General features: G+C 47.7%; 11 protein-coding genes and 1 tRNA gene. 8 read left to right on the forward strand and 4 right to left on the reverse strand.

Annotation, left to right across the window (positions count from 1 at the left end; translation table 11 throughout):
- Positions 1-300 precede the first annotated feature (300 nt).
- Genes MUN53_RS16420 through MUN53_RS16435 form a run of 4 tightly spaced genes read left to right on the forward strand, consistent with a single transcriptional unit; the run spans position 301 to position 7,380 of the window.
- Positions 301-4,635 carry a CusA/CzcA family heavy metal efflux RND transporter gene (locus tag MUN53_RS16420; protein ID WP_243326497.1) on the forward strand — a complete coding sequence of 1,445 codons (4,335 nt, stop codon included), beginning with the start codon at positions 301-303 and terminating at the stop codon, positions 4,633-4,635.
- Positions 4,636-4,660: 25 nt separating this feature from the next.
- A complete protein-coding gene (locus MUN53_RS16425; RefSeq protein ID WP_243326498.1) occupies positions 4,661-5,563 on the forward strand; it encodes an efflux RND transporter periplasmic adaptor subunit in 903 nt (300 codons plus the stop codon).
- Between the two features lie 9 nt (positions 5,564-5,572).
- Positions 5,573-6,613 carry a sensor histidine kinase gene (locus tag MUN53_RS16430; RefSeq protein WP_243326499.1) on the forward strand — a complete coding sequence of 347 codons (1,041 nt, stop codon included), beginning with the start codon at positions 5,573-5,575 and terminating at the stop codon, positions 6,611-6,613.
- Entirely contained in the window at positions 6,610-7,380 is a 771-nt protein-coding gene (locus MUN53_RS16435; protein ID WP_243326500.1) for a LytR/AlgR family response regulator transcription factor, read from the forward strand. Before MUN53_RS16430 ends, MUN53_RS16435 begins: the two co-directional genes overlap by 4 nt.
- Before the next feature lie 14 nt (positions 7,381-7,394).
- Here the strand turns inward: MUN53_RS16435 and MUN53_RS16440 are convergent, their stop codons facing one another.
- The 3 genes from MUN53_RS16440 to MUN53_RS16450 form a co-directional block, all read right to left on the reverse strand.
- The gene (locus MUN53_RS16440) at positions 7,395-7,754 is read right to left on the reverse strand and encodes a DUF190 domain-containing protein (RefSeq protein WP_243326501.1); all 360 of its coding nucleotides are present in this window, start codon (positions 7,752-7,754) and stop codon (positions 7,395-7,397) included.
- Between the two features lies 1 nt (position 7,755).
- A complete protein-coding gene (crcB, locus tag MUN53_RS16445) occupies positions 7,756-8,133 on the reverse strand; it encodes a fluoride efflux transporter CrcB (RefSeq protein WP_022456454.1) in 378 nt (125 codons plus the stop codon).
- A 210-nt stretch (positions 8,134-8,343) separates the two neighbouring features.
- A tRNA-Arg gene (locus MUN53_RS16450) sits at positions 8,344-8,415 on the reverse strand.
- Between the two features lie 941 nt (positions 8,416-9,356).
- Between MUN53_RS16450 and MUN53_RS16455 the strand changes: the two genes are divergently transcribed.
- The 3 genes from MUN53_RS16455 to MUN53_RS16465 all read left to right on the forward strand — a co-directional run bounded on the left by MUN53_RS16455 (position 9,357) and on the right by MUN53_RS16465 (position 17,500).
- Positions 9,357-12,404, forward strand: coding sequence for a SusC/RagA family TonB-linked outer membrane protein (locus tag MUN53_RS16455; RefSeq protein ID WP_262918247.1), 3,048 nt, complete (start codon positions 9,357-9,359; stop codon positions 12,402-12,404).
- A gap of 25 nt (positions 12,405-12,429) precedes the next feature.
- Positions 12,430-14,016 carry a RagB/SusD family nutrient uptake outer membrane protein gene (locus MUN53_RS16460; RefSeq protein WP_243326502.1) on the forward strand — a complete coding sequence of 529 codons (1,587 nt, stop codon included), beginning with the start codon at positions 12,430-12,432 and terminating at the stop codon, positions 14,014-14,016.
- Positions 14,017-14,191: 175 nt separating this feature from the next.
- Positions 14,192-17,500: a DUF5107 domain-containing protein gene (locus tag MUN53_RS16465; protein WP_243326503.1), complete on the forward strand. Its 3,309-nt coding sequence runs from the start codon at positions 14,192-14,194 to the stop codon at positions 17,498-17,500.
- A 162-nt stretch (positions 17,501-17,662) separates the two neighbouring features.
- Here MUN53_RS16465 and MUN53_RS16470 read toward each other — a convergent pair whose 3' ends face one another.
- The gene (locus MUN53_RS16470; RefSeq protein WP_243326504.1) at positions 17,663-18,637 is read right to left on the reverse strand and encodes a hypothetical protein; all 975 of its coding nucleotides are present in this window, start codon (positions 18,635-18,637) and stop codon (positions 17,663-17,665) included.
- A 181-nt stretch (positions 18,638-18,818) separates the two neighbouring features.
- On the opposite strand from MUN53_RS16470, the gene MUN53_RS16475 reads away from it, so the two are divergent.
- Positions 18,819-19,844 (forward strand): metallophosphoesterase family protein, encoded by a 1,026-nt coding sequence (locus MUN53_RS16475; protein WP_243326505.1) that lies wholly within the window; start codon positions 18,819-18,821, stop codon positions 19,842-19,844.
- Positions 19,845-19,920: the final 76 nt, after the last annotated feature.

Consider the following 19,920-nt stretch of genomic DNA (forward strand, 5'->3'; position numbering starts at 1 on the left):
TAAAACGGACAATTTGAACTCAATACTGAATTTGCGATGACTGATTCCTTTCTTTCCCATTGCTTTCTCTTTTTTTGTTAAATGGGTGTAAAGTAAATCTGTAGTATGACAAATTTATAAAAACATAGGCATGAAATGATGAAAACATAGGCAAGGATTTTCTGCCTCTCAGGTCGTGTCTGAAAAAATCACAAGCCAAAACAGATAGTTCACCCTTCGGTTTGTCAGCTTCACCGGGTTTCGGCTAGACAGACAATACATAATCTGTACATTCGCCATCCGATTCAAAATGCTAATATTATGTTTACATCTATTGCCCGTTTCTCCATCCGTAAGAAACTGTTTGTGGCGCTGACTACGGTTTTCCTGCTGATCGGAGGTATTTATTCGATGCTGACACTGCCCATTGATGCCGTGCCCGACATTACCAACAATCAGGTGCAGATTGTGACGGTCTCGCCAACACTTGCTCCGCAAGAGGTCGAGCAGCTGATCACTTTCCCGATCGAGATTGCCATGAGCAATATCATGAACGTGGAAGAGATCCGCTCTGTTTCGCGTTTCGGCCTTTCGTTGGTGACCGTGGTTTTCAAGGAGAATGTGCCTACGCTGGATGCTCGCCAGCTGATCAACGAACAGATTCAGACCGTCGCCGGCGAGATTCCGCCCGAACTGGGAACACCGGAACTGATGCCGATAACCACCGGTCTGGGTGAAATTTATCAGTATGTACTGAAGGTGGATCCGGGATATGAGAAGAAGTATGACGCGATGGAACTGCGCACGATTCAGGATTGGATTGTGAAGCGCCAGTTGTCGGGTATTCCGGGGATTGTTGAGATCAATAGCTTTGGTGGTTATCTGAAGCAGTATGAGGTGGCGATCGATCCGGATGCGCTCTACTCGCTCAATATCACGATCGGCGAAGTATTCGAAGCCTTGAGCCGGAACAACCAGAACACGGGTGGAAGTTACATCGAGAAGGTGAATCGTGCCTACTACATCCGTTCGGAAGGTATGATCGGACAATTGGAAGATATTGAGAAGATCGTGATTACCAACCGGGGCGGCATACCGATTCATATCAGCGATATCGGGAAAGTCCGTTTCGGTGCTCCCAAGCGCTTTGGTGCCATGACGAAAGACGGCGAAGGCGAATGCGTGGGCGGAATTGCCATGATGCTGAAAGGAGCCAATGCCAATATTGTCACCCAAGAACTGGAAAAGCGGGTGGAGAAAGTACAGAAGATGTTGCCCGAAGGTGTTCATGTCGAGCCGTATCTGAACCGCTCGGAACTGGTGAACCGGAATATCTCGACCGTGATCCGCAACTTGATCGAAGGCGCGCTGATCGTGTTTGTGGTCCTAATTGTTTTCCTGGGAAATGTGCGTGCCGGACTGATCGTGGCGTCGGTCATTCCGCTGGCCATGTTGTTCGGATTCATCCTGATGCGCATCTTTGGTGTATCGGCCAACCTGATGAGTCTGGGAGCGATCGACTTCGGTATTGTGGTGGATGGCTCGATTGTTATCCTGGAAGGAATCCTGGCACATACTTATGGGAAAAGACTGGCCGGACGTCAGCTGAGCCGGGAAGAAATGGACCGGGAAGTGGAAACAGGTGCCGGACAAGTGGTGCGCAGTGCGACCTTTGCTGTGCTGATTATCCTGATTGTGTTCTTCCCGATTCTGACTCTGACGGGTATTGAAGGAAAATATTTCACCCCGATGGCCAAGACGCTGGTGTTCTGTATTATCGGGGCTTTGCTTTTGTCGCTCACCTATGTACCGATGATGGCCTCGCTGTTCCTGAAACGGCAGATTGCGGTGAAGCCGACGTTGGCCGACCGCTTCTTCGACCGTTTGAACAAGCTGTATCGGCGTTGCCTGGGCTTCTGTCTGAAGCATATCTGGGGAACGATCGTGTCTTCTTTTGCCTTGCTGGCAGCTTCGTTGCTTCTCTTTACCCGGTTGGGTGCCGAATTTATTCCGACCTTGGATGAAGGCGACTTTGCCATGCAGATGACTTTGCCGGCCGGCAGTTCGCTGAGCCGGAGTATTGAAATATCGCTGGAAGCCGAGAAGAAGCTGAAAGCGAAATTCCCGGAAATCAAACACGTCGTGGCCAAGATCGGTACGGCTGAGGTGCCGACCGATCCGATGGCGGTGGAAGATGCTGATATCATGATCGTCATGAAGCCGTTCAGTGAATGGACTTCTGCCGGCAGCCGGGCGGAAATGGTGGAGAAGATGAAGACCGAACTGGCTTCGATCGACGGGGCCGAGTTCAACTTCAGTCAGCCGATCCAGCTTCGCTTCAATGAGTTGATGACCGGTGCCAAGGCGGATATTGCCATCAAGCTGTATGGCGAAGATATGGCAGAGTTGTATAGCAAGGCCAAGGAAGCGGCCCGCTATGTCGAACAAGTGCCGGGTGCAGCCGATGTGCTGGTGGAACAGGCAATGGGTTTGCCGCAGCTGGTGGTGAATTATGACCGGCGGAAGATTGCCCGCTATGGTATCAATATCGAAGAGTTGAATACCATCATCCGTACGGCTTATGCCGGCGAAGCGGCTGGTGTTGTCTTTGAGAACGAACGGCGCTTCGATCTGGTCTTGCGCCTGGATAATGACAAGGTGAAAGACCTGAATCTGGATAAGTTGTTTGTCCGCACGGCCGAAGGCATTCAGATTCCGGTGAGCGAAGTGGCTTCGATCGACTTGGTCAACGGACCGTTGCAGATCAATCGGGATGCCACCAAGCGGCGTATCGTGATCGGTGTCAATGTGCGCGATGCCGATATCCAACAGGTCGTATCCCAGATCCGGGAATCGTTGGATAAGAACATCCAGCTGAAACCGGGATATTATTTCGAATACGGTGGTCAGTTTGAGAACTTGCAGAACGCGATCCGTACCCTGATGGTGGTCATCCCGATTGCCTTGCTGCTGATTCTGCTGCTGCTGTTCTTCGCTTTCCGGAGTGTCGTTTATACGCTGGTGGTGTTCTCGACGGTGCCTTTGTCGCTCATCGGTGGTATCGTGGCTCTCTGGCTGCGTGGCTTGCCGTTCAGTATATCGGCGGGAGTCGGGTTTATCGCTCTCTTTGGTGTGGCAGTGCTGAATGGTATTCTGATGATCAATCATTTCAATGACTTACGGAAACATAACCTATATACTATGTGTACGAATCGTATTATCAGGAAAGGTTGCCCGCACCTGCTTCGTCCGGTGTTCCTGACCGGACTGGTGGCTTCGCTGGGTTTTGTGCCGATGGCTATTGCCAAGACAGCCGGTGCTGAGGTGCAGCGCCCGTTGGCAACGGTGGTGATCGGCGGATTGCTGGTCTCAACGGTGTTGACGCTGATTATTATTCCAGCCTTTTATAAACTGGTGAATCAGATTGCTGCCGGCTGGCGGCGGAAGAGAAGCCGGAAGACGAACTATGGGGCAGCGGCTTTGTTCGTGGCTTGCCTCTTGCTTCCGGCAGCGGGTTCGGCACAGACAAAGACGGTCTCGCTGGACGAAGCTGTCGGGATTGCCCTGCAGCATCATCCTCGTCTGCAGACGGCCGAAGCGGCGTTGGAGAAAAGCCGGGCTGCCCGGGGTGAAATCTGGGATGGCGGCAACATGGCGTTCAACTATTCGTGGGGACAGCTGAACGGAGCGTATCGGAATGACAACGAACTGGCCATCGAGCAGTCGTTGGGCTCGTTGCTGACTCCTTTCTACCGGAATGCCTTAGTCAAGACGCAGATTGCCGGAGGAACGCATTACCGGGATCTGGTAAAGAAAGAAATTGTGGCTGAGGTCAAGCGGGCATGGGCTTATTATCTCTATGCTTTCCAGCTTTATAAATTATATGACGAGCAGCACCAGCTGGCCGAGAAGCTGCAACAGACCGGCGACTTGCGTTATGAGCAAGGCGACATTAACCGGCTGCAGCGCGACATGATCTCGACCCTGGCAGCCGACCTGCATACACGGTGGATACAGGCGAAAGAAGAATTGTCGCTTGCCGGCCGCCGTTTTGCCTGGAGTTGTTATGCCGACGAACCGATTCTTCCGGCCGATACAACGACGACTTGTTTCCCGGTGCCGCTCACGCATACACTGTCGCAGATTCACCTGGATTATTTCAACAATCGGGTGGCCGAGAAGCAGGCCTTGTTGCGTGTCGAGCGGAGTAAGTTCTTCCCGGAACTGTCGCTCGGTTATACCCGGCAGAAGATTTCTCCGCTGAACGGACTGAATGCCTGGATGGTTGGCGTGTCTTTCCCGGTCTTGTTCTTCCCGCAGCAGAGTCGGAGCCAGCAGGCGAAGATCGACTGGCACATTGCCCGGCTCGAGGCCGACGATAACCGCCGCCAGCTGAATAATAAGGTGGTGGAACTGCACAACAAGCTGCGCCAGCAACAGGAGAGCTTGAATTACTTCACGACGGCGGCTCTGCGCGAAGCCGGCTCTCTGCAGCAAAATGCCCTGTTGCAGTTTCAGGAAAGCGAGATCGACATCGTCGAGTTCGTGCAGAGCCTGAACAGCGCCCGCGATATCCGGCAGAACTACATCGAGACGGTGTATGGCTACAACATCTCGGTGCTGGAACTGGAATTATATACTGAAGGAAATAACTAATAACGAACCGTAAATATTTTAGAAGATGAAAAAGATATATTTGATAAGTATCCTCGGACTGTTCCTTTTGTCCTGTAATGATCCGCAACCCGCCAGCCAGCAAGCAGAAGTGGCTCCGGTTCCTGCCACAGAAACGGTCGCTCAGGCTGATTCAACCCAGCAGACCGATGCCGTCAGTGCGGCTACGAATGTGGCCAAGTCGGCTTCCTACAACGGCGTTATCACTGTTCCGCCCCAGCGGCAGGCTACGGTTACCCTGACGATGGGCGGAAGTATTCACAGCACCAGCCTTTTGCCGGGCAACCATGTCAGCCAGGGCGAAGTGATCGCTACACTCGAGAACCCGGAGTTTATCCAGTTGCAGCAGACTTATCTGGAATCGGCAGCCCAGACGGAATATCTGGAGAAAGAATACAACCGGCAGAAGATGTTGTCGGAACAGGAAGCGGCTTCGCAGAAGCGTTTCCAGCAGAGCAAGGCCGATTACCTCTCGATGAAGAGTCGGATGGAGGCCGCTGCTGCCCAGCTGAAGCTGTTGCAGGTGGATGTCAACCGCTTGCACGAACAAGGCATCCAGCCTTATCTGGAAGTGAAGGCTCCGCTCAGCGGATATATCACCAATATGCACATCAACCTAGGTACGTATCTGAATGCGGGCGAGCCGGTGTGTGATGTAGTCAACAAAGGCGAAACCTTGCTGGAGCTGACGGCCTACGAGAAAGACCTTGATTCCTTGCAAGTGGGCTGTCCGGTCGAGTTCCAGGTCAACGGTATGGGCGCGCAGACCTTCGAAGCGACGGTCATCACGATCGGGCAGGAAGTGGACGATGTCAACCGTTCCTTGCAAGTCTATGCCCGGGTGAAGGAACCGAACAGCCGTTTCCGTCCGGGTATGTACGTGAGTGCGAAAATCCGGAAAAACGATTAACTTTGCTGCATGAAACGCTTCCGATTCGACCGATATCTGTTTCTGATGAACGTCATCTCCATCATGGTGGCGTTCCTCACGCATTTTCCGGAGCTGATTGCCTTGCTGGATCCGGACTCCGAGCAGACGCTCTTTCCGGACATGCATCCGGTGGATGTTGTGAACGAGGTGATCTTTACCTATCTGTCGCTGGTCCTGTTGTTCGGGTTGAATACGTGGCTCTTCAAGTTCAACCGCGATTCCGTCAGTATCCGCTTTCCTCAGGTGGTTTGTTCGCTAGTGATCACTTGGATGGGCAGCAATCTGTTGGGGCAAGGTTATGTGGGTCTGCATCATTGGCTGTCGATCCCGGCCATCGATGCCAGCCTGCACCATTATCTGCATCCGCTGCGCGACGGGCTGATCTCCATCATCGTTACCGGAAGCTGTTACCTGATGTACCTGAACCGGAAGAGCCGGCGGATGCTGGTCGAGAACCAGATGCTCCGGACGGCCAACCTGGTCAATCAATACGAATCCCTCAAGAGTCAGTTGAATCCGCACATGCTGTTTAACTCGCTGAATACCCTCAATTCGCTGATCCGCGAAACACCCGGGAAAGCCCAGGATTATTTGCAGGAGCTGTCGAAGGTGTTGCGCTATTCCCTGCAGGAGAGCGACAGCCACCGGGTGACGCTGGAAGAAGAGATGAACTTCGTGCGCTCGTATATGTATCTGCTTCAGATGCGGTTTGAAGAGAACCTGGTCTTTGAGGTGGAGGTCGCTCCCGAAGCTTTGTCGAAGACGCTGCCGCCGGTGTCGGTCCAGCTGCTGGTCGAGAATGCCGTGAAGCACAACGAGATCAGTAACCGGCATCCGCTCCATATCCGCATCCGGGCAGACAAGGACGCTCTTTCCGTCTCCAACCCGATCCAGCCCAAGCTGACAGCCAGCAGCGGGACGCATATCGGACTGAGCAACCTCTCGAAGCGCTATCAGCTCCTGTTCGGCAGGGAAATCGAAGTGAAGGAAGAGAAGAATCATTTTATCGTTATACTGCCTTTGATATGAATGCATTGATCATTGAAGACGAGAAAGCGGCCTTGCGTAACCTGAAGGCTTTGCTGGCAGAGACAGCGCCCGAGATAACGGTGGTGGGAGAACTGGACAGTATCTTCGACAGCCTGGCGTGGTTTCAGGCATCGCCCATGCCCGACGTGGTGTTTCTGGATATCCATCTGGCCGACGGCTCGGCTTTCGAGATCTTTGAACACATCACCATCACGTGCCCCATCATCTTCACTACGGCCTATGATGAATATGCCTTGCGTGCCTTCCGGGTGAACAGTATTGATTACTTGCTGAAGCCGATCAACCGGCCGGACTTGCAGCGGGCACTCGACAAGCTGAGGCGGTTTGCCCTTCCGTCGTCTGAGGCAACCGGACAGATGCCCGATTTCCGGAAAGTCTTTCAGGAACTGAAACGGGCAGAGAGCTTCCAGACGCATTTCCTCATTCCGATGAAGGGCGACAAGCTACTCCCGATCTCGGTCGATTCCATCCTGTTCTTTTATATCGCCGACGGACAGGTGAAAGCCGTCGATACCGACTTTCGTGAATATTTCTTCCCGCAAACCCTCGACGAGCTGGCAGAAAGCCTAGACCCGCAGCGCTTCTTCCGCGCCAACCGGCAGTTCCTGATCTCCAAAAAGTCCATACGCGATATCGATCTGTGGTTCAACGGCCGGCTCTCGGTCAACCTGAAAGCACCGACAGCCGAAAAAGTACTGGTCAGCAAGGCGCGGGTGGCAGAGTTTAAAGAATGGCTGGTAGGGTGAAGTGCTGTTCTCTATCAGGGCATTAACTGTGGATTGGAACAGAACAAAACGTCTATCTCCTGGCAAGTCACCAGGCAGCCTTTCGGGAGTTTTTGAATGACAGGCATCACTTTATCGACAAATGCTTTTATTCTGGATGATTCATCTACTATTTCTACAATGACAGGAATTTTTTCTGTCAGTTCCCAGAATTTATCTGAGTGAAGCTTGCTTTTGGCACCATATCCCATAATTCCTTTATAGACGGTTGTTCCTGCCATACCGTATCGCTTGGCAGCGAAAGCAAGCGCTTCGTATACCGAAGTATGCTTTACTTTATCCGTATTGCTGACATAAAAGCGCAGCAACTGTATTTTTTGAGGACTGTTTCCCATTTCAAAAGAGTTTAACAAGTGAATAACCAGCCATGAGCATCAGAAAACCGATCAGCAGACTTAAACCGGTATAGAGTGCGAAATAATAGAAATTCCCATCCCGTATCAGCTGAAAGTTTTCATTCATAAAGGTAGAAAAAGTAGTGAAACCACCGCAGAAACCCACGGTTAAAAACAACTTGAGATGAGAATTCATGAGATGTGCCTGTTCAAATAAACCATAGAATAATCCGATGGCAAAACAACCCAGTATGTTCACAACCCAGGTTCCTAAAGGAAAAGAACACATCACATGCTCTTGGATGAAACGTGAGGCCAGGTAGCGCACAATGCCTCCTAAGCAACTGCCCATGCCTACCATAATAATCGTTTTCAACATATTTTTTGGGGAGATTTATCCGTAATTTTAATTCATCCTATGTTTCAATTGTCCATTGTCAATTATCCATTGTCCATTGAAAAGGCACGGATTTCGCGGATTAACACGGTAAATATTTTCCTACCGTGAAATCAGTGGAATCCGTGCCAAATATTTCTTGTTTGTCTTTGTTAATTGTCCATTGTCAATTATCCATTGTCAATTGAAATGTACCCCCGTTGGGAATCGAACCCAAATTTACGGTTTAGGAAACCGTCGTTCTATCCGTTGAACTACAAGGGCAGCAAGGATTGAGGGAACAAAAGTAAGACCTTTTCAGTAAATCGCCAAACTTTTTGGGCTTTTTCCCGGGAGATACATTTTCATTGTATGTTTTGAAGAATTGGATATTAAACTAGCACTTTTAACTTAGTGATTCTTCTTTATAAAGGATACAAAGTAGCCTGTTTATTCATTGATTGTATGCTGAGAGTTAGCTGCGTTAACGAATATTTGCAAAACATGCTGTTTAAAATGTAAATTCTAAATAAAATATAAAATAGATAGATAAGCTACTTGTTTACAGGTGTATATAAAAATACTTATTGTAAATTCAAGTCTCATTATCACAGTGAAAACCCCGGTTATCACAGTGAAAAGTGCACAAAGTAAAGGAAAGAAAAAACAAAGGAAAGAAAATTAAAGCAAAGTAAAGAAAACCAAACTAAAGTATAGATTTAAACAACACACAACAAAGCGCGTGCGCGCGTGCGCGCGATCAATCGTTTAGATTGAATAAAACATTTGGAGAACGAGTATAAATAATTTTGAAGCAAGTTTACTTTCCGATGCAAGAACTTTAGTTATTAGCAAGAAAATACTTGCTGTTTACAAAAAGCGCATTATTTCTTTGTTTGTTAATTCGAAAATAAATACCGCCGTTTTTCTTTTAGATTAGAATTATTTATAAGTTGGATTAATAAAATTATTATACATATTGCCTGTTTTCAATAAATGATCCTTAATATTTTTCGAATATATGTTATTAAACATACTATTTGATGAGTCAAATATTTAAAAATGGTTTACTTTTGTAGTGTTGATTTTAAAAGAGATCTGTTTATTGATGAATATAATTTATTCTTTTATAAATAGAGCGCGTTGATTTTAAAAAAAAGGCGCAGGATGTTTAACCGTTCCGGCCTGATGGTTTGAAATACGAAAAAAACTTATATAATTAATTTATGAAAAAGAATGTGATACCTGCGGGATTATTTTATCCCGGTTTGAAGCGACTTCTTCAAACAATGCCTTTGATGGCGGGGATGTTACTGGGTGGCACTACTTTAGCTGTTGCCAATGATTTGAACCCGGTAGTACAAGAACAACAACAATCCATTTCTGTAACGGGGACAGTCGTTGATCAGAATGGAGAACCGCTAATGGGCGTAAATGTAATTGAAAAAGGGACAACCAATGGAACCATGACAGATATGGATGGTCGTTTTACCTTGTCGGTTCCGGGAAATGCTACATTGCAAATTTCTTATATCGGTTATACAACCGAAGAAGTTGTAGTGAACAACCAGACAAAACTGAATATTACATTGAAGGAAGATTCACAGAATCTGGATGAATTGGTAGTCGTAGGTTACGGTGCTGTTCGAAAAGCCGATTTGGCGGGATCAGTAGCTGTTTTGGATAATAAGAGCTTTAAAGATCAGCCGATTGTGCAGGTATCAGACGCATTGCAAGGACGTGTTTCCGGTGTGCAGGTGCAGAATAGCGGTGTGCCGGGTGGAACGGTTAAGATCCGTGTGCGTGGTTCGGGCTCAATCAACCGTAGTAATGACCCGTTGTATGTGATCGATGGTATCGTTCGTGAAAGTGGACTGACGGGTTTGAACCCTGAAGATATTCGTTCAATGCAAGTGTTGAAGGATGCTTCATCAACCGCTATCTACGGTTCGCGTGGTGCGAATGGTGTTGTTTTGATTACTACCAAAACTGGTAAGGCGAATACTCGGGAAATTACATTGGATGCCAAGGTGGGTATCGGAACCGTTGCCAAACGTTATGAAACCCTGAGTCCTTATGAATTTGCTACTTTATTTAATACATACCGTGCAAATACTTTCTCACAGGATCAGCTGACAGCTTTCCAGAACGGAACAGCTGGAACAGACTGGCAGGATCAGATTTATCAAACCGGTATCACACAAGATTATAAATTGACATTCTCTGGTGGTAGTGATAAAACCCAGTATTTGGTTTCTGGTAACTATGTTGGACAGGATGGAGTTGTTATAGAGAATAAGAATGAGCGTTTCCAGGCTCGTGCCAATATAACTTCACAGGTGACAGACTGGTTGCATGTAACAGCCGATGTGAATGCTTCTCATAATATTCGTCGTAGTGGTGACTTCAGTGCCGGGAAAGGTAATATCGTGAACGTTGCCATGAACTACTCGCCTGTACTTGGGATTTTGAATGAAGACGGTTCATATATGCGTGACCCGTACAGTGCTTTAACACAAAACAACCCGGTGGGTATGTTGAAAGAACAGACGGGCGAAACCATTACAGACATTGTAAATGCCCGTATGGATTTGAAGTTCGATATTCTTCCGGGTTTGACTTTTACGACAAGTAACGGTATTGACTATAATGATTTGAAAGCTTACTCTTTCTCTACCAAGAAGGTGACGAACAGCAATAATAGCATGGGTAATAATGATACGTACCGCATGACATTGCAGACGACAAACAACTTGACTTATACAAATAAGTGGGGTGATCATGCTCTGACTGCTACGGCTGTTTATGAAGCTACTCATTCAGAAACCCGTTATATGGCATTGAATGGTAGTGGTTTGTTGACAGAAAGTGTGGGTTGGTGGAATGTCAATATGGCTGGTAGCCGAACCGCAAGTAACTCTTATTCGGAATGGGCATTGATGTCTGGAGTAGGACGCGTGATGTACAATTATAAAGATCGGTATATGTTAACTGGTACGATTCGTGCCGATGGTTCTTCTAAGTTCCAGAATAAGAAATGGGGTTATTTCCCGTCAATCGCAGCTGCCTGGTCGTTGGGTAATGAAGACTTCATGCAGAATCAGAATCTTGTACAGGATATGAAAATCCGTGCCAGCTACGGTGTGATTGGTAGTCAGGCTATTGATCCGTATGGAACATTAGGACTGATGCAACAGGCGATGTATGCTTTTGGTGGATCGTCTCAATATACAGGTTATTGGATTGGTACATCGGTAGCTACACCTGATTTGACATGGGAAACAACGCACCAGTTAGACTTAGGTCTTGATTTCTCTATCTTGAATCATCGGTTGAACTTCTCGTTCGACTATTTCGATAAAAAGACGAAAGACGGTTTATTACAGCGTACGATAGCCAATTATGATGGTGGTGGTTCCTACTGGGTGAATGCCGCAGAGGTAAGTAACCGAGGTATAGATTTCTCAATCGATGCGACTGTATTTGATACGCAAGATTTTAGCTGGTCAACTACATTGAACGGTACTTATTTGAAGAATGAAGTAACTGGTTTGGGTGGTCTGGACTTTGTTTCCGGTTCAACTCCTGCAGCTGGTATGATTCCGAATGATGGAGTGACACGTGTAGAAGTAGGACAACCGATCGGTGCATTCTATGGATATGTATGGAATGGCTTGGATAAAAATGGACGTGATTCGTTTGTTGATTTAGATGGAAGCGGTTCAATTGACAGTAATGACCGTACATTTATCGGTAAAGCAAATCCGGACTTTACATTAGGTTGGAACAATACATTGCGTTGGAAAAACTGGGATTTGAATCTCTTCTTTACCGGGTCGTTTGGTGCAGATCGTTTGAACTTGGTTCGTTTTACGGGAACAGCTATGACGGGTGACTTTGCCTTCATTACTTTACGTGAGTACTTGAATGACAATTATGACGTGGCAGGACAGGCTGCTCGTTATCCGTCTGTAACAGTTACCAATAATGATTACCAGTCGGCTTCAACATCTACCAAGTTCCTGGAATCAGCTAGTTATTTCCGTTTGGACAACTTGAGCTTGTCTTATAACTTGCCTAAATCGGTAGCTAAATTTGCTGATTTGCGGTTTACGTTCAGCTGCCAGAATCTGTTTACAATTACAAGTTATAAGGGTATGGATCCTGCCGGTATCTCATTTATGAGTAGCGGTGTTGATGTGAACGACGGTATTGATTTTGGTGCTTACCCATTAACCCGTACTTATACACTGGGTGTACGTATGAATTTCTAACTATGTAAAGTCAAAGATAAGAATTATGAAAGCAAAATATATATTATTAAGTGGGGCTTTGTTTACCTTGTTCTCTACTTCTTGCAGTGATTTCTTGGAAGAAGACCCGAAAGGACAGTTAACCCCCTCAACCTTCTTCTCTACACAAGAAGAATTGGATATGTCAACATACGCTTTGTATCAGAAGGTATGTTTGATACAAACAAATACAAACCCAACTATTCCGTCTTGGCAAGGTGATGATTTAACGACAAATCCGGGTAGTAACAAACAGGCGTATGCAGAAGTAGATGCTTTCCGCCCGACTGATGCCAATAAAGGTGTGGAAGCTGCTTGGCAAACATCTTATACCTGTATCAAGGCTGCCAACTATATTATCCTGAATGCGGAAAGAACTCCGACAACTGATGAGGAAATCAATATTGCTATTGGGCAGGCTAAATATTGGCGTGCAGTGAATTACTTCTGGTTGGTACGTCGTTGGGGACAAGTTCCGTTGGTATTGGATAATGAAGTGAATTATGAACGTCCGTTGGCTTCGGTCGAAGAAATCTACGCTCAAATTGAGCAGGATCTGGTAGATTGTGTCAATACGCTTCCGACTGATTACTCTTCTGCTCCACGTAAAGTAAATGGTGCCAATGTTTATATTACCAAACAAGCTGCGCAATCAACTTTAGCTGCCGTTTATATGGCTATGGCTGGTTGGCCGTTAAAGAAAACGGAATATTATGCCAAGGCTGCTGAACAGGCTAAGGCGGTTATTGATGGTGTGAATGCAGGAACGTATGAATATATTTTGGAACCAGAATACAAATATGTATATGCTCCGAGTCATAATTACACCAATGAAACAGTTGTTGGTATCAATTACTCACGTGATTTTACTTGGGTAGAAGACTCACAGATGACTTCTAGTAACCTGTTCGAATCGCTTGGCGGATGGGGTGACGGTTGGGGTGAAATCAAGTTCTGGAAAGAATTCCCGGCTGGTCCGCGTAAAGACGCAACGTTTAATCCTAAAATCTTACAGGATAATAAGGCTGGTAATCCATTGGTTGACTGGTGGGATGAATCAATTCCTGAACAACACCCAATGTATTGTATTTTCACTATAGGTGAAGATGGCGGTGATTACGACTATACACAACCGGCCAATACAGGATGGATGACAAACGATCATCGTCATCGTCTGATCCGTTATTCAGAAGTGTTGTTATGGTATTCAGAAGCTCAGGCTCGTGCAGAAGGAACTCCGAATACAATGGCTTACGAATGTATCAATAAGGTGCGAGAACGTGCCGGACTGGAACCGTTACAGCAAGGTTTGAGTGGTGATGCCTTTGCCAATGCAGCGTTGGCAGAACATGGTTGGGAAGTAGCTGGTTATTGGGTTGCTTTGGTAACTCGTCGCGACGATCAGATGCGTATGGAATTATTAGAGCAGACGTTTAACGAGCGTAAGGCAAATGAGCCGATTGAGGTAGCTCCGGGTGTTATGCGTAAGAATCAGGTAGAGATTTCGGCAGGTACAACATGGCAGGGTGAAAAGTCAATCTATTTGCCTTATCCTTCAACGGATACTCAGTTGAATCCGAATTTGAAAAGATAAAAGGTACTTGTCGGTAGACTGACAAGTGTGTGATCATACGAGTTGACAAGGTTATGAGGCTAATGGATTGAAATCTGTCTAAAGCCTTGTACCTTGTCAACTCGTCTTCTTTTTCTTTAGTTCCAATTAGATTCATGATTATTTTATTATATAGAAACACTTTAAGTCATATCCTATGAAAGCAAAGTTAGTTTTGCCCTTGTTGGCAGTGCTTTCGCTTCCTGCCTGGGGACAACAGGTGGAAATGAAAGCCGTGAAGGAAAAAATTCCGACCTATCAGATCGGAAGTCCGGAAGTGGATCCCATCTTTTTTACCGGACGTGTTTATCAGGGAGCGGAAGGTTACATTTATCCGTATCCGTTGTATGATGTACTGACCGAGAATGTGGTCGATCAAGAGTATAATGTGCTGCGGTTGGGAAATGAGTATGTGAATATCTCTGTCTTGCCGGAAATAGGCGGTCGTATTTTCTCGGCGACCGACAAAACCAATGATTATCATTTCTTTTATACACAGACCGGTGTGAAACCGGCTTTGATCGGTATGCTGGGCGCCTGGTTGTCGGGCGGTGTGGAATGGAATATTCCGGACCATCACCGGGCAACGACGTATTTGCCAACCAACTGGAAGATGCAGGAAAATACGGATGGCAGCAAGACGATCTGGGTAGGAGAGACCGAACTGCGGCATCGCCTGAAATGGTCGGTGGGTGTTTCAGTGTATCCGAACCGTTCGTGGGTGGAAGCCAAGATCATGGTGACAAACCCGACGCAAATGATCCAGTCGATGCTGTATTGGGCGAATGTTTCCGTGCACTGTGATGAACATTATCAGGTGATTTTCCCACCCGATGTACAGTTTGGTGCCGATCATCATAAAGTCTATTTTACGAAATGGCCGATGGGCGAAGCGGTGTTGGGTAGCGGCGAACAGGTCGATCTGTCCCGTTGGGGAAATTATAAGGGCGATTCGCGCTCGATCTTTGCCTGGGGCAGCGAAATGGAATTCCTGGCCGGATATGATTATGCCAAGGATGCCGGAACCGTGCATGTGGCGAATCGCCATGTTGTACCGGGAAAGAAGTTCTTCTTGTGGGGAAATAATCCGAACGGTCACATGTGGAACAAGATTCTGTCGGATAAAGACGGACATTACCTGGAGCTGATGGTGGGTGCCTATTCGGACAACCAGCCGGACTATAGTTGGATCAATCCGGGTGAGACTCGCGAATTCAGCCAGATCTGGTATCCGATCAAAGGTATTAAAGGCTGCAAGAATGCGACCATGGATGCGGCCGTTAATTTTGAACCGGGTGATGCCGGTAAATATCGGGTAGGTTTTTGTGCGACTACCTTATATAAACAGGCCCGTGTAGTAGTCAAACACCAGGATCAGGTTTGTCTGGAGAAGACCATCGACATTGATCCCGATCATTACTTCCTGGATGAGGTAGCCGTTCCGGCAGGAGCCAAGGCTTCCGATTTATATACCGCTTTGTATGATGCGGAAGGAAATCTGCTGGTAGATTACCGACCGATCGAGCTGGATGCGGATAAACCGCTGCCGAAAGTGATCGACGGAACAAAACCGGTGGACGAATATAAGACAAACGAAGAACTGTATCTGGCCGGTCTGCGTGTGGATCAGTTCAATAATGCCCGTCTGGACTACATGGACTTCTATGACGAAGCCCTGCGCCGTGACTCGATGGATGCCCGCGTGAATATTGAAGTCGGTAAGCATTACTTGCGTCAGGCACGGTGGGCTGAGGCCGAGAAACATTTGTTGCGGGCTCAGACTCGTCTGTCACATGATTATACCCGGGTGAAAGATGCGGAAGCGTTGTATTATTTAGGTTATTTGTATCAGCTGACGGGCGACAAGCACCAGGCAGAAAACAATTACTGGGCTGCCACCTGGACTCCTGATTATAAGCATCCGGCTTTCTATGGACTGGCTATTCTGGCTTTGCAGCAACAGGATTATCCGAAGGCATTGGATATGATTACCCAATCGTTGTATGTCGGTCAGCGCGATATTCAGGCACAGAACCTGAAAGCCTTTATCTTGCGTAAATTAGGACGTACGGAAGAGGCGAAAGCCGTATTGGCTTATGTGCGCAGCATCGATCCGCTGGATTATGGAAGCCTGATAGAAGAGAGCTTCCTGACAAAAGGTGATGCGTCGGCACTGGCTTCGCGCCTGAAAGGACAGACGGAAGGACTAGTGGCGATCCAGGAAATGCTGGAAGTGGTCAATAGCTACTTGCTGATCGGAGCAACAGATGAGGCCGGAAAACTGTTGGCTAAAGCCATCGAGTTGGGTGAACCGTTTGCTTCATCGCCAATGGTACATTATTATCGGGCATTCGTCGCTTTGCAGACAGGCGATCAGTCGGCTGTGACATCAGCACTGGCACAGGCAGATGCTTGCTCGCCGCTGCATAACTATCCGTTGCGTCTGGAAGAAGTGAATCTGTTTGAAGCTCTTTTGCAGGCACAGCCCGATAATGCCCTGTTACATTATGCCTACGGTAACTTGCTGTATTATATCGGACAGAAAGACAAAGGACTGGCAGAATGGCAACGTTCTACAGAATTGAAACCGGACTTTGCCATTTCGTGGCGAAATGTCGGCTTTGCCTATGGTCAGTTGGGCGAGTGGGAAAAATCGATGGCGGCTTATGACCGGGCTATCGAGATCAATCCGAATGATGCCCTGCTGTTTACAGAATCCGATAAGATTTATGAATCGGCCAATGCTGCTTTGGATGCCCGTCTGAAACGTCTGGAACGTCATTTGAAGACAGTGATGAAACATGACGATGCAGTGATGCGCCTGTTGTCGTTGTATAACGTCATGGGTAAGTACGACAAAGCTATTCAGATCATGGACAAACGTCATTTCCATTTGTGGGAAGGCGGCGGACAGATTCACGATATTTACGTGGATTCACATCTGTTGAAGGGTTTGTCGCTTCTGGCCAAGAAGAGTTATCAGAAAGCTATTGGCGAGTTTGATCTGGCCAATCAGTATCCGGCCAACTTGGAAGTGGCTCCTTCGCATCGCGGTGGCTATGAAGTGAAGGCTTATTACCTGACTGGTATAGCCTATGAAGGCTTGAACGAAAAAGCGAAGGCACAGGAATTCTTTGAGAAAGCGGCTTCTGCCAAATATCCGGGCGGCTTGTCGGATCTGGCTTACTACCGAGTGAAAGCCTTGGAGAAACTAGGTAAGACGGAAGAAGCCCAATCTGCTTTGCAGGCGATGGAAAAATACCTGGAACAGACACGTCAGCGCACGCTGGACTCGTATGCCAAGTTTGGTGAAGCGACCCAGAACATCCGGCAAAGCCAAATCGACTATTACGCCGGTTTGATCCAGTTGCTGAAGCAAGACAAGGAGGCTGCGCAGGCTTCCTTTGCCAAAGCGCTGGAAGCTTATCCCGGAAATATCTGGGCAAAGCAGATGAAAACAAGGTAACAAGTTGACAAGAAAACAGGGATTTCCCGTTGATGAGTTAACAAGGATGATGAGGGGACGAGTTGACAAGGTGATGATATTTTATCTAATCTATCTAAAGCCTTGTCAACTCGTCAACTTGTTAACTCGTCTCTTCAATAAACCTTGTCAACTTGTTCTTTTTTACTCCAACACCTGATCCACATATTCGCCCCAGTTGGTATCAATCTGCAGGTCGAACAAGCCATCTACGATGCTGGGCGTATAAAGCGTCCCGGTGTAACGCGTGATGCGGTTGCGGTATAACGGCACCTGCGTGATGGTACGCTGGCGTTGCACCTCGCCCGAGCCGCTTTGTGAAGTCAGGATCATTGCATCGAGAAAGGCCGATGCTGCTTCGGGAGCCGCTTCCGGCACGAACGAATAGAAGAAATGCTTCACCCGTGTATCGGGCAGCTTGTCTTCTGCCTCGAAGGCAACGGTCAGCGAGAAGGCTTCGGTCACAGCCGGCGTCTTTCCGTCCAGCAGGCAGATCTGGTGATAACGGCCCGACGTCTCGATGAGGAACTGATCCACCTGTTCCGGTACGGCATCAGTCGGTACCAGTTCGATACCCGCCACGGCACGCGCCAGTCCGACGCTGAACGACTGGTCGGTCTGTGTGGCATCCACTTCGATCTCCTGAAATCCCCAGAACGTATCTTCTACTTCCGGGAACGTCACCAGACTGTTCTCTTCGGCAAAGGTCGCATCCGTCACGCCATGCGCCAGGAAACATACCTTATAAATACCCGCCGTCAGCTCGTCCTGCACTTGCAGGCTTCCGTCCTGTCCGTCCACTTCATAACGCCGGTGTTCGATCAGCTCTTCCGTGTCGTTGTTATACACCGCATATTCGATATACGACAGTGTGGATACGGGTTGGGTTGAAGGTGTCTCTTCCTCGTCGGGCGAGGCGTTGGCAGCCGCAGGTTCGCCGGGCAGTCCGCCGGGCAAATTGCGGGTTCGCAGAAACGGTTCGATGTCTTCCCGCAACGTCAGGGCAAACCGTACGCTCACGGGCTGGGCAGAAACAGGTTCATTCACGATGGATTCTTCTTGACAACCGCCACAGGTCAGAAGGAGGGCGGCACTCCCAAAGGCTAGAAACTTTTTCATAGCAGGTAATTTTAATGAATAATACAATGTATTTCGTCCGGTCTGTTTCCGGACGAACCAAAGGTAGGAGAAATCTTCGAGAAAAGAAAGCAAAGACAGGCATTATTTTTATGGGGTTGCAAAAATGGGGTGAAATGGTTAGCTTTGTGACACGAATCAATCTAAAAAACGGATATAAAATATGAAAGTTAGAAAACTTATCTTAGGTTTTATGGCGACTGCCTTTCTGGGAATCGCCGCCTGGGCGCAGAAACCCGTATTGAAGTTTCACGCCGACAGCAAGAAATTCAAGATTGTCCAATTCACCGACTTGCATCTGAAGTGGCAGGACGAACGGTCGGAAGTGGCGTATGAACGCATCAACCAGGTATTGGACGAAGAAAAACCGGATCTGGTGGTCTTCACCGGAGATATTATTTACAGTCAGCCGGCCAAAGACAACTTGCGTCGGGTACTGAAAACCGTATCAGACCGGAAGATCCCGTTCTCGATCGTCTTCGGAAACCACGATCACGAACAAGGCACGCCGCATCAAGAACTGCTGGAAGTAGCCCAGAGCTTGCCTTATAACCTGACTGCCGATGAGGTACCCGAAATATCGGGCGACGGCAACTATGTCCTCGCTGTCCGCTCGTCGGACGATAAGAAAGACGCGGCTGTCTTGTACTGCTTCGACTCGAATGCCTATTCATCCATCAAAGGCATTGATGGATATGATTACATCAAGTTCGACCAGATTGACTGGTACCGTAGCCGCAGCCAGGCTTTCACCGAGGCCAATGGCGGAACTCCGTTGCTTTCCCTGGCGTTCTTCCATATTCCGTTGCCCGAATATCACCAGGCAATAGCCGATGAAAATGCTACTGTTTATGGAATTCGGCGAGAGAAAGCTTGTGCGCCGGCCCTGAACTCCGGTCTGTTTACAGCCATGAAAGAACAAGGTGATGTGAAAGGCGTGTTTGTCGGTCATGATCACGACAACGACTATGCCGTGTATTGGCAAGGCATCTTGTTGGCTTACGGCCGTTTCAGCGGTGGTCCGACCGAATACAACCATTTGCCCAACGGTGCCCGTATCATCGAACTGGACGAAGCATCCGGCAAATATGCAACCTGGATTCGAACGAAGAGAGGAGTAGAGCAATACACGATCTTCCCGGACAGTTATGTAAATGTCATGCTACAGATTTACTTTACACCCATTTAACAAAAAAAGAGAAAGCAATGGGAAAGAAAGGAATCAGTCATCGCAAATTCAGTATTGAGTTCAAATTGTCCGTTTT

Origin of the sequence: Parabacteroides faecalis (assembly GCF_022809355.1) — a bacterium.
Taxonomy (GTDB): domain Bacteria; phylum Bacteroidota; class Bacteroidia; order Bacteroidales; family Tannerellaceae; genus Parabacteroides; species Parabacteroides faecalis.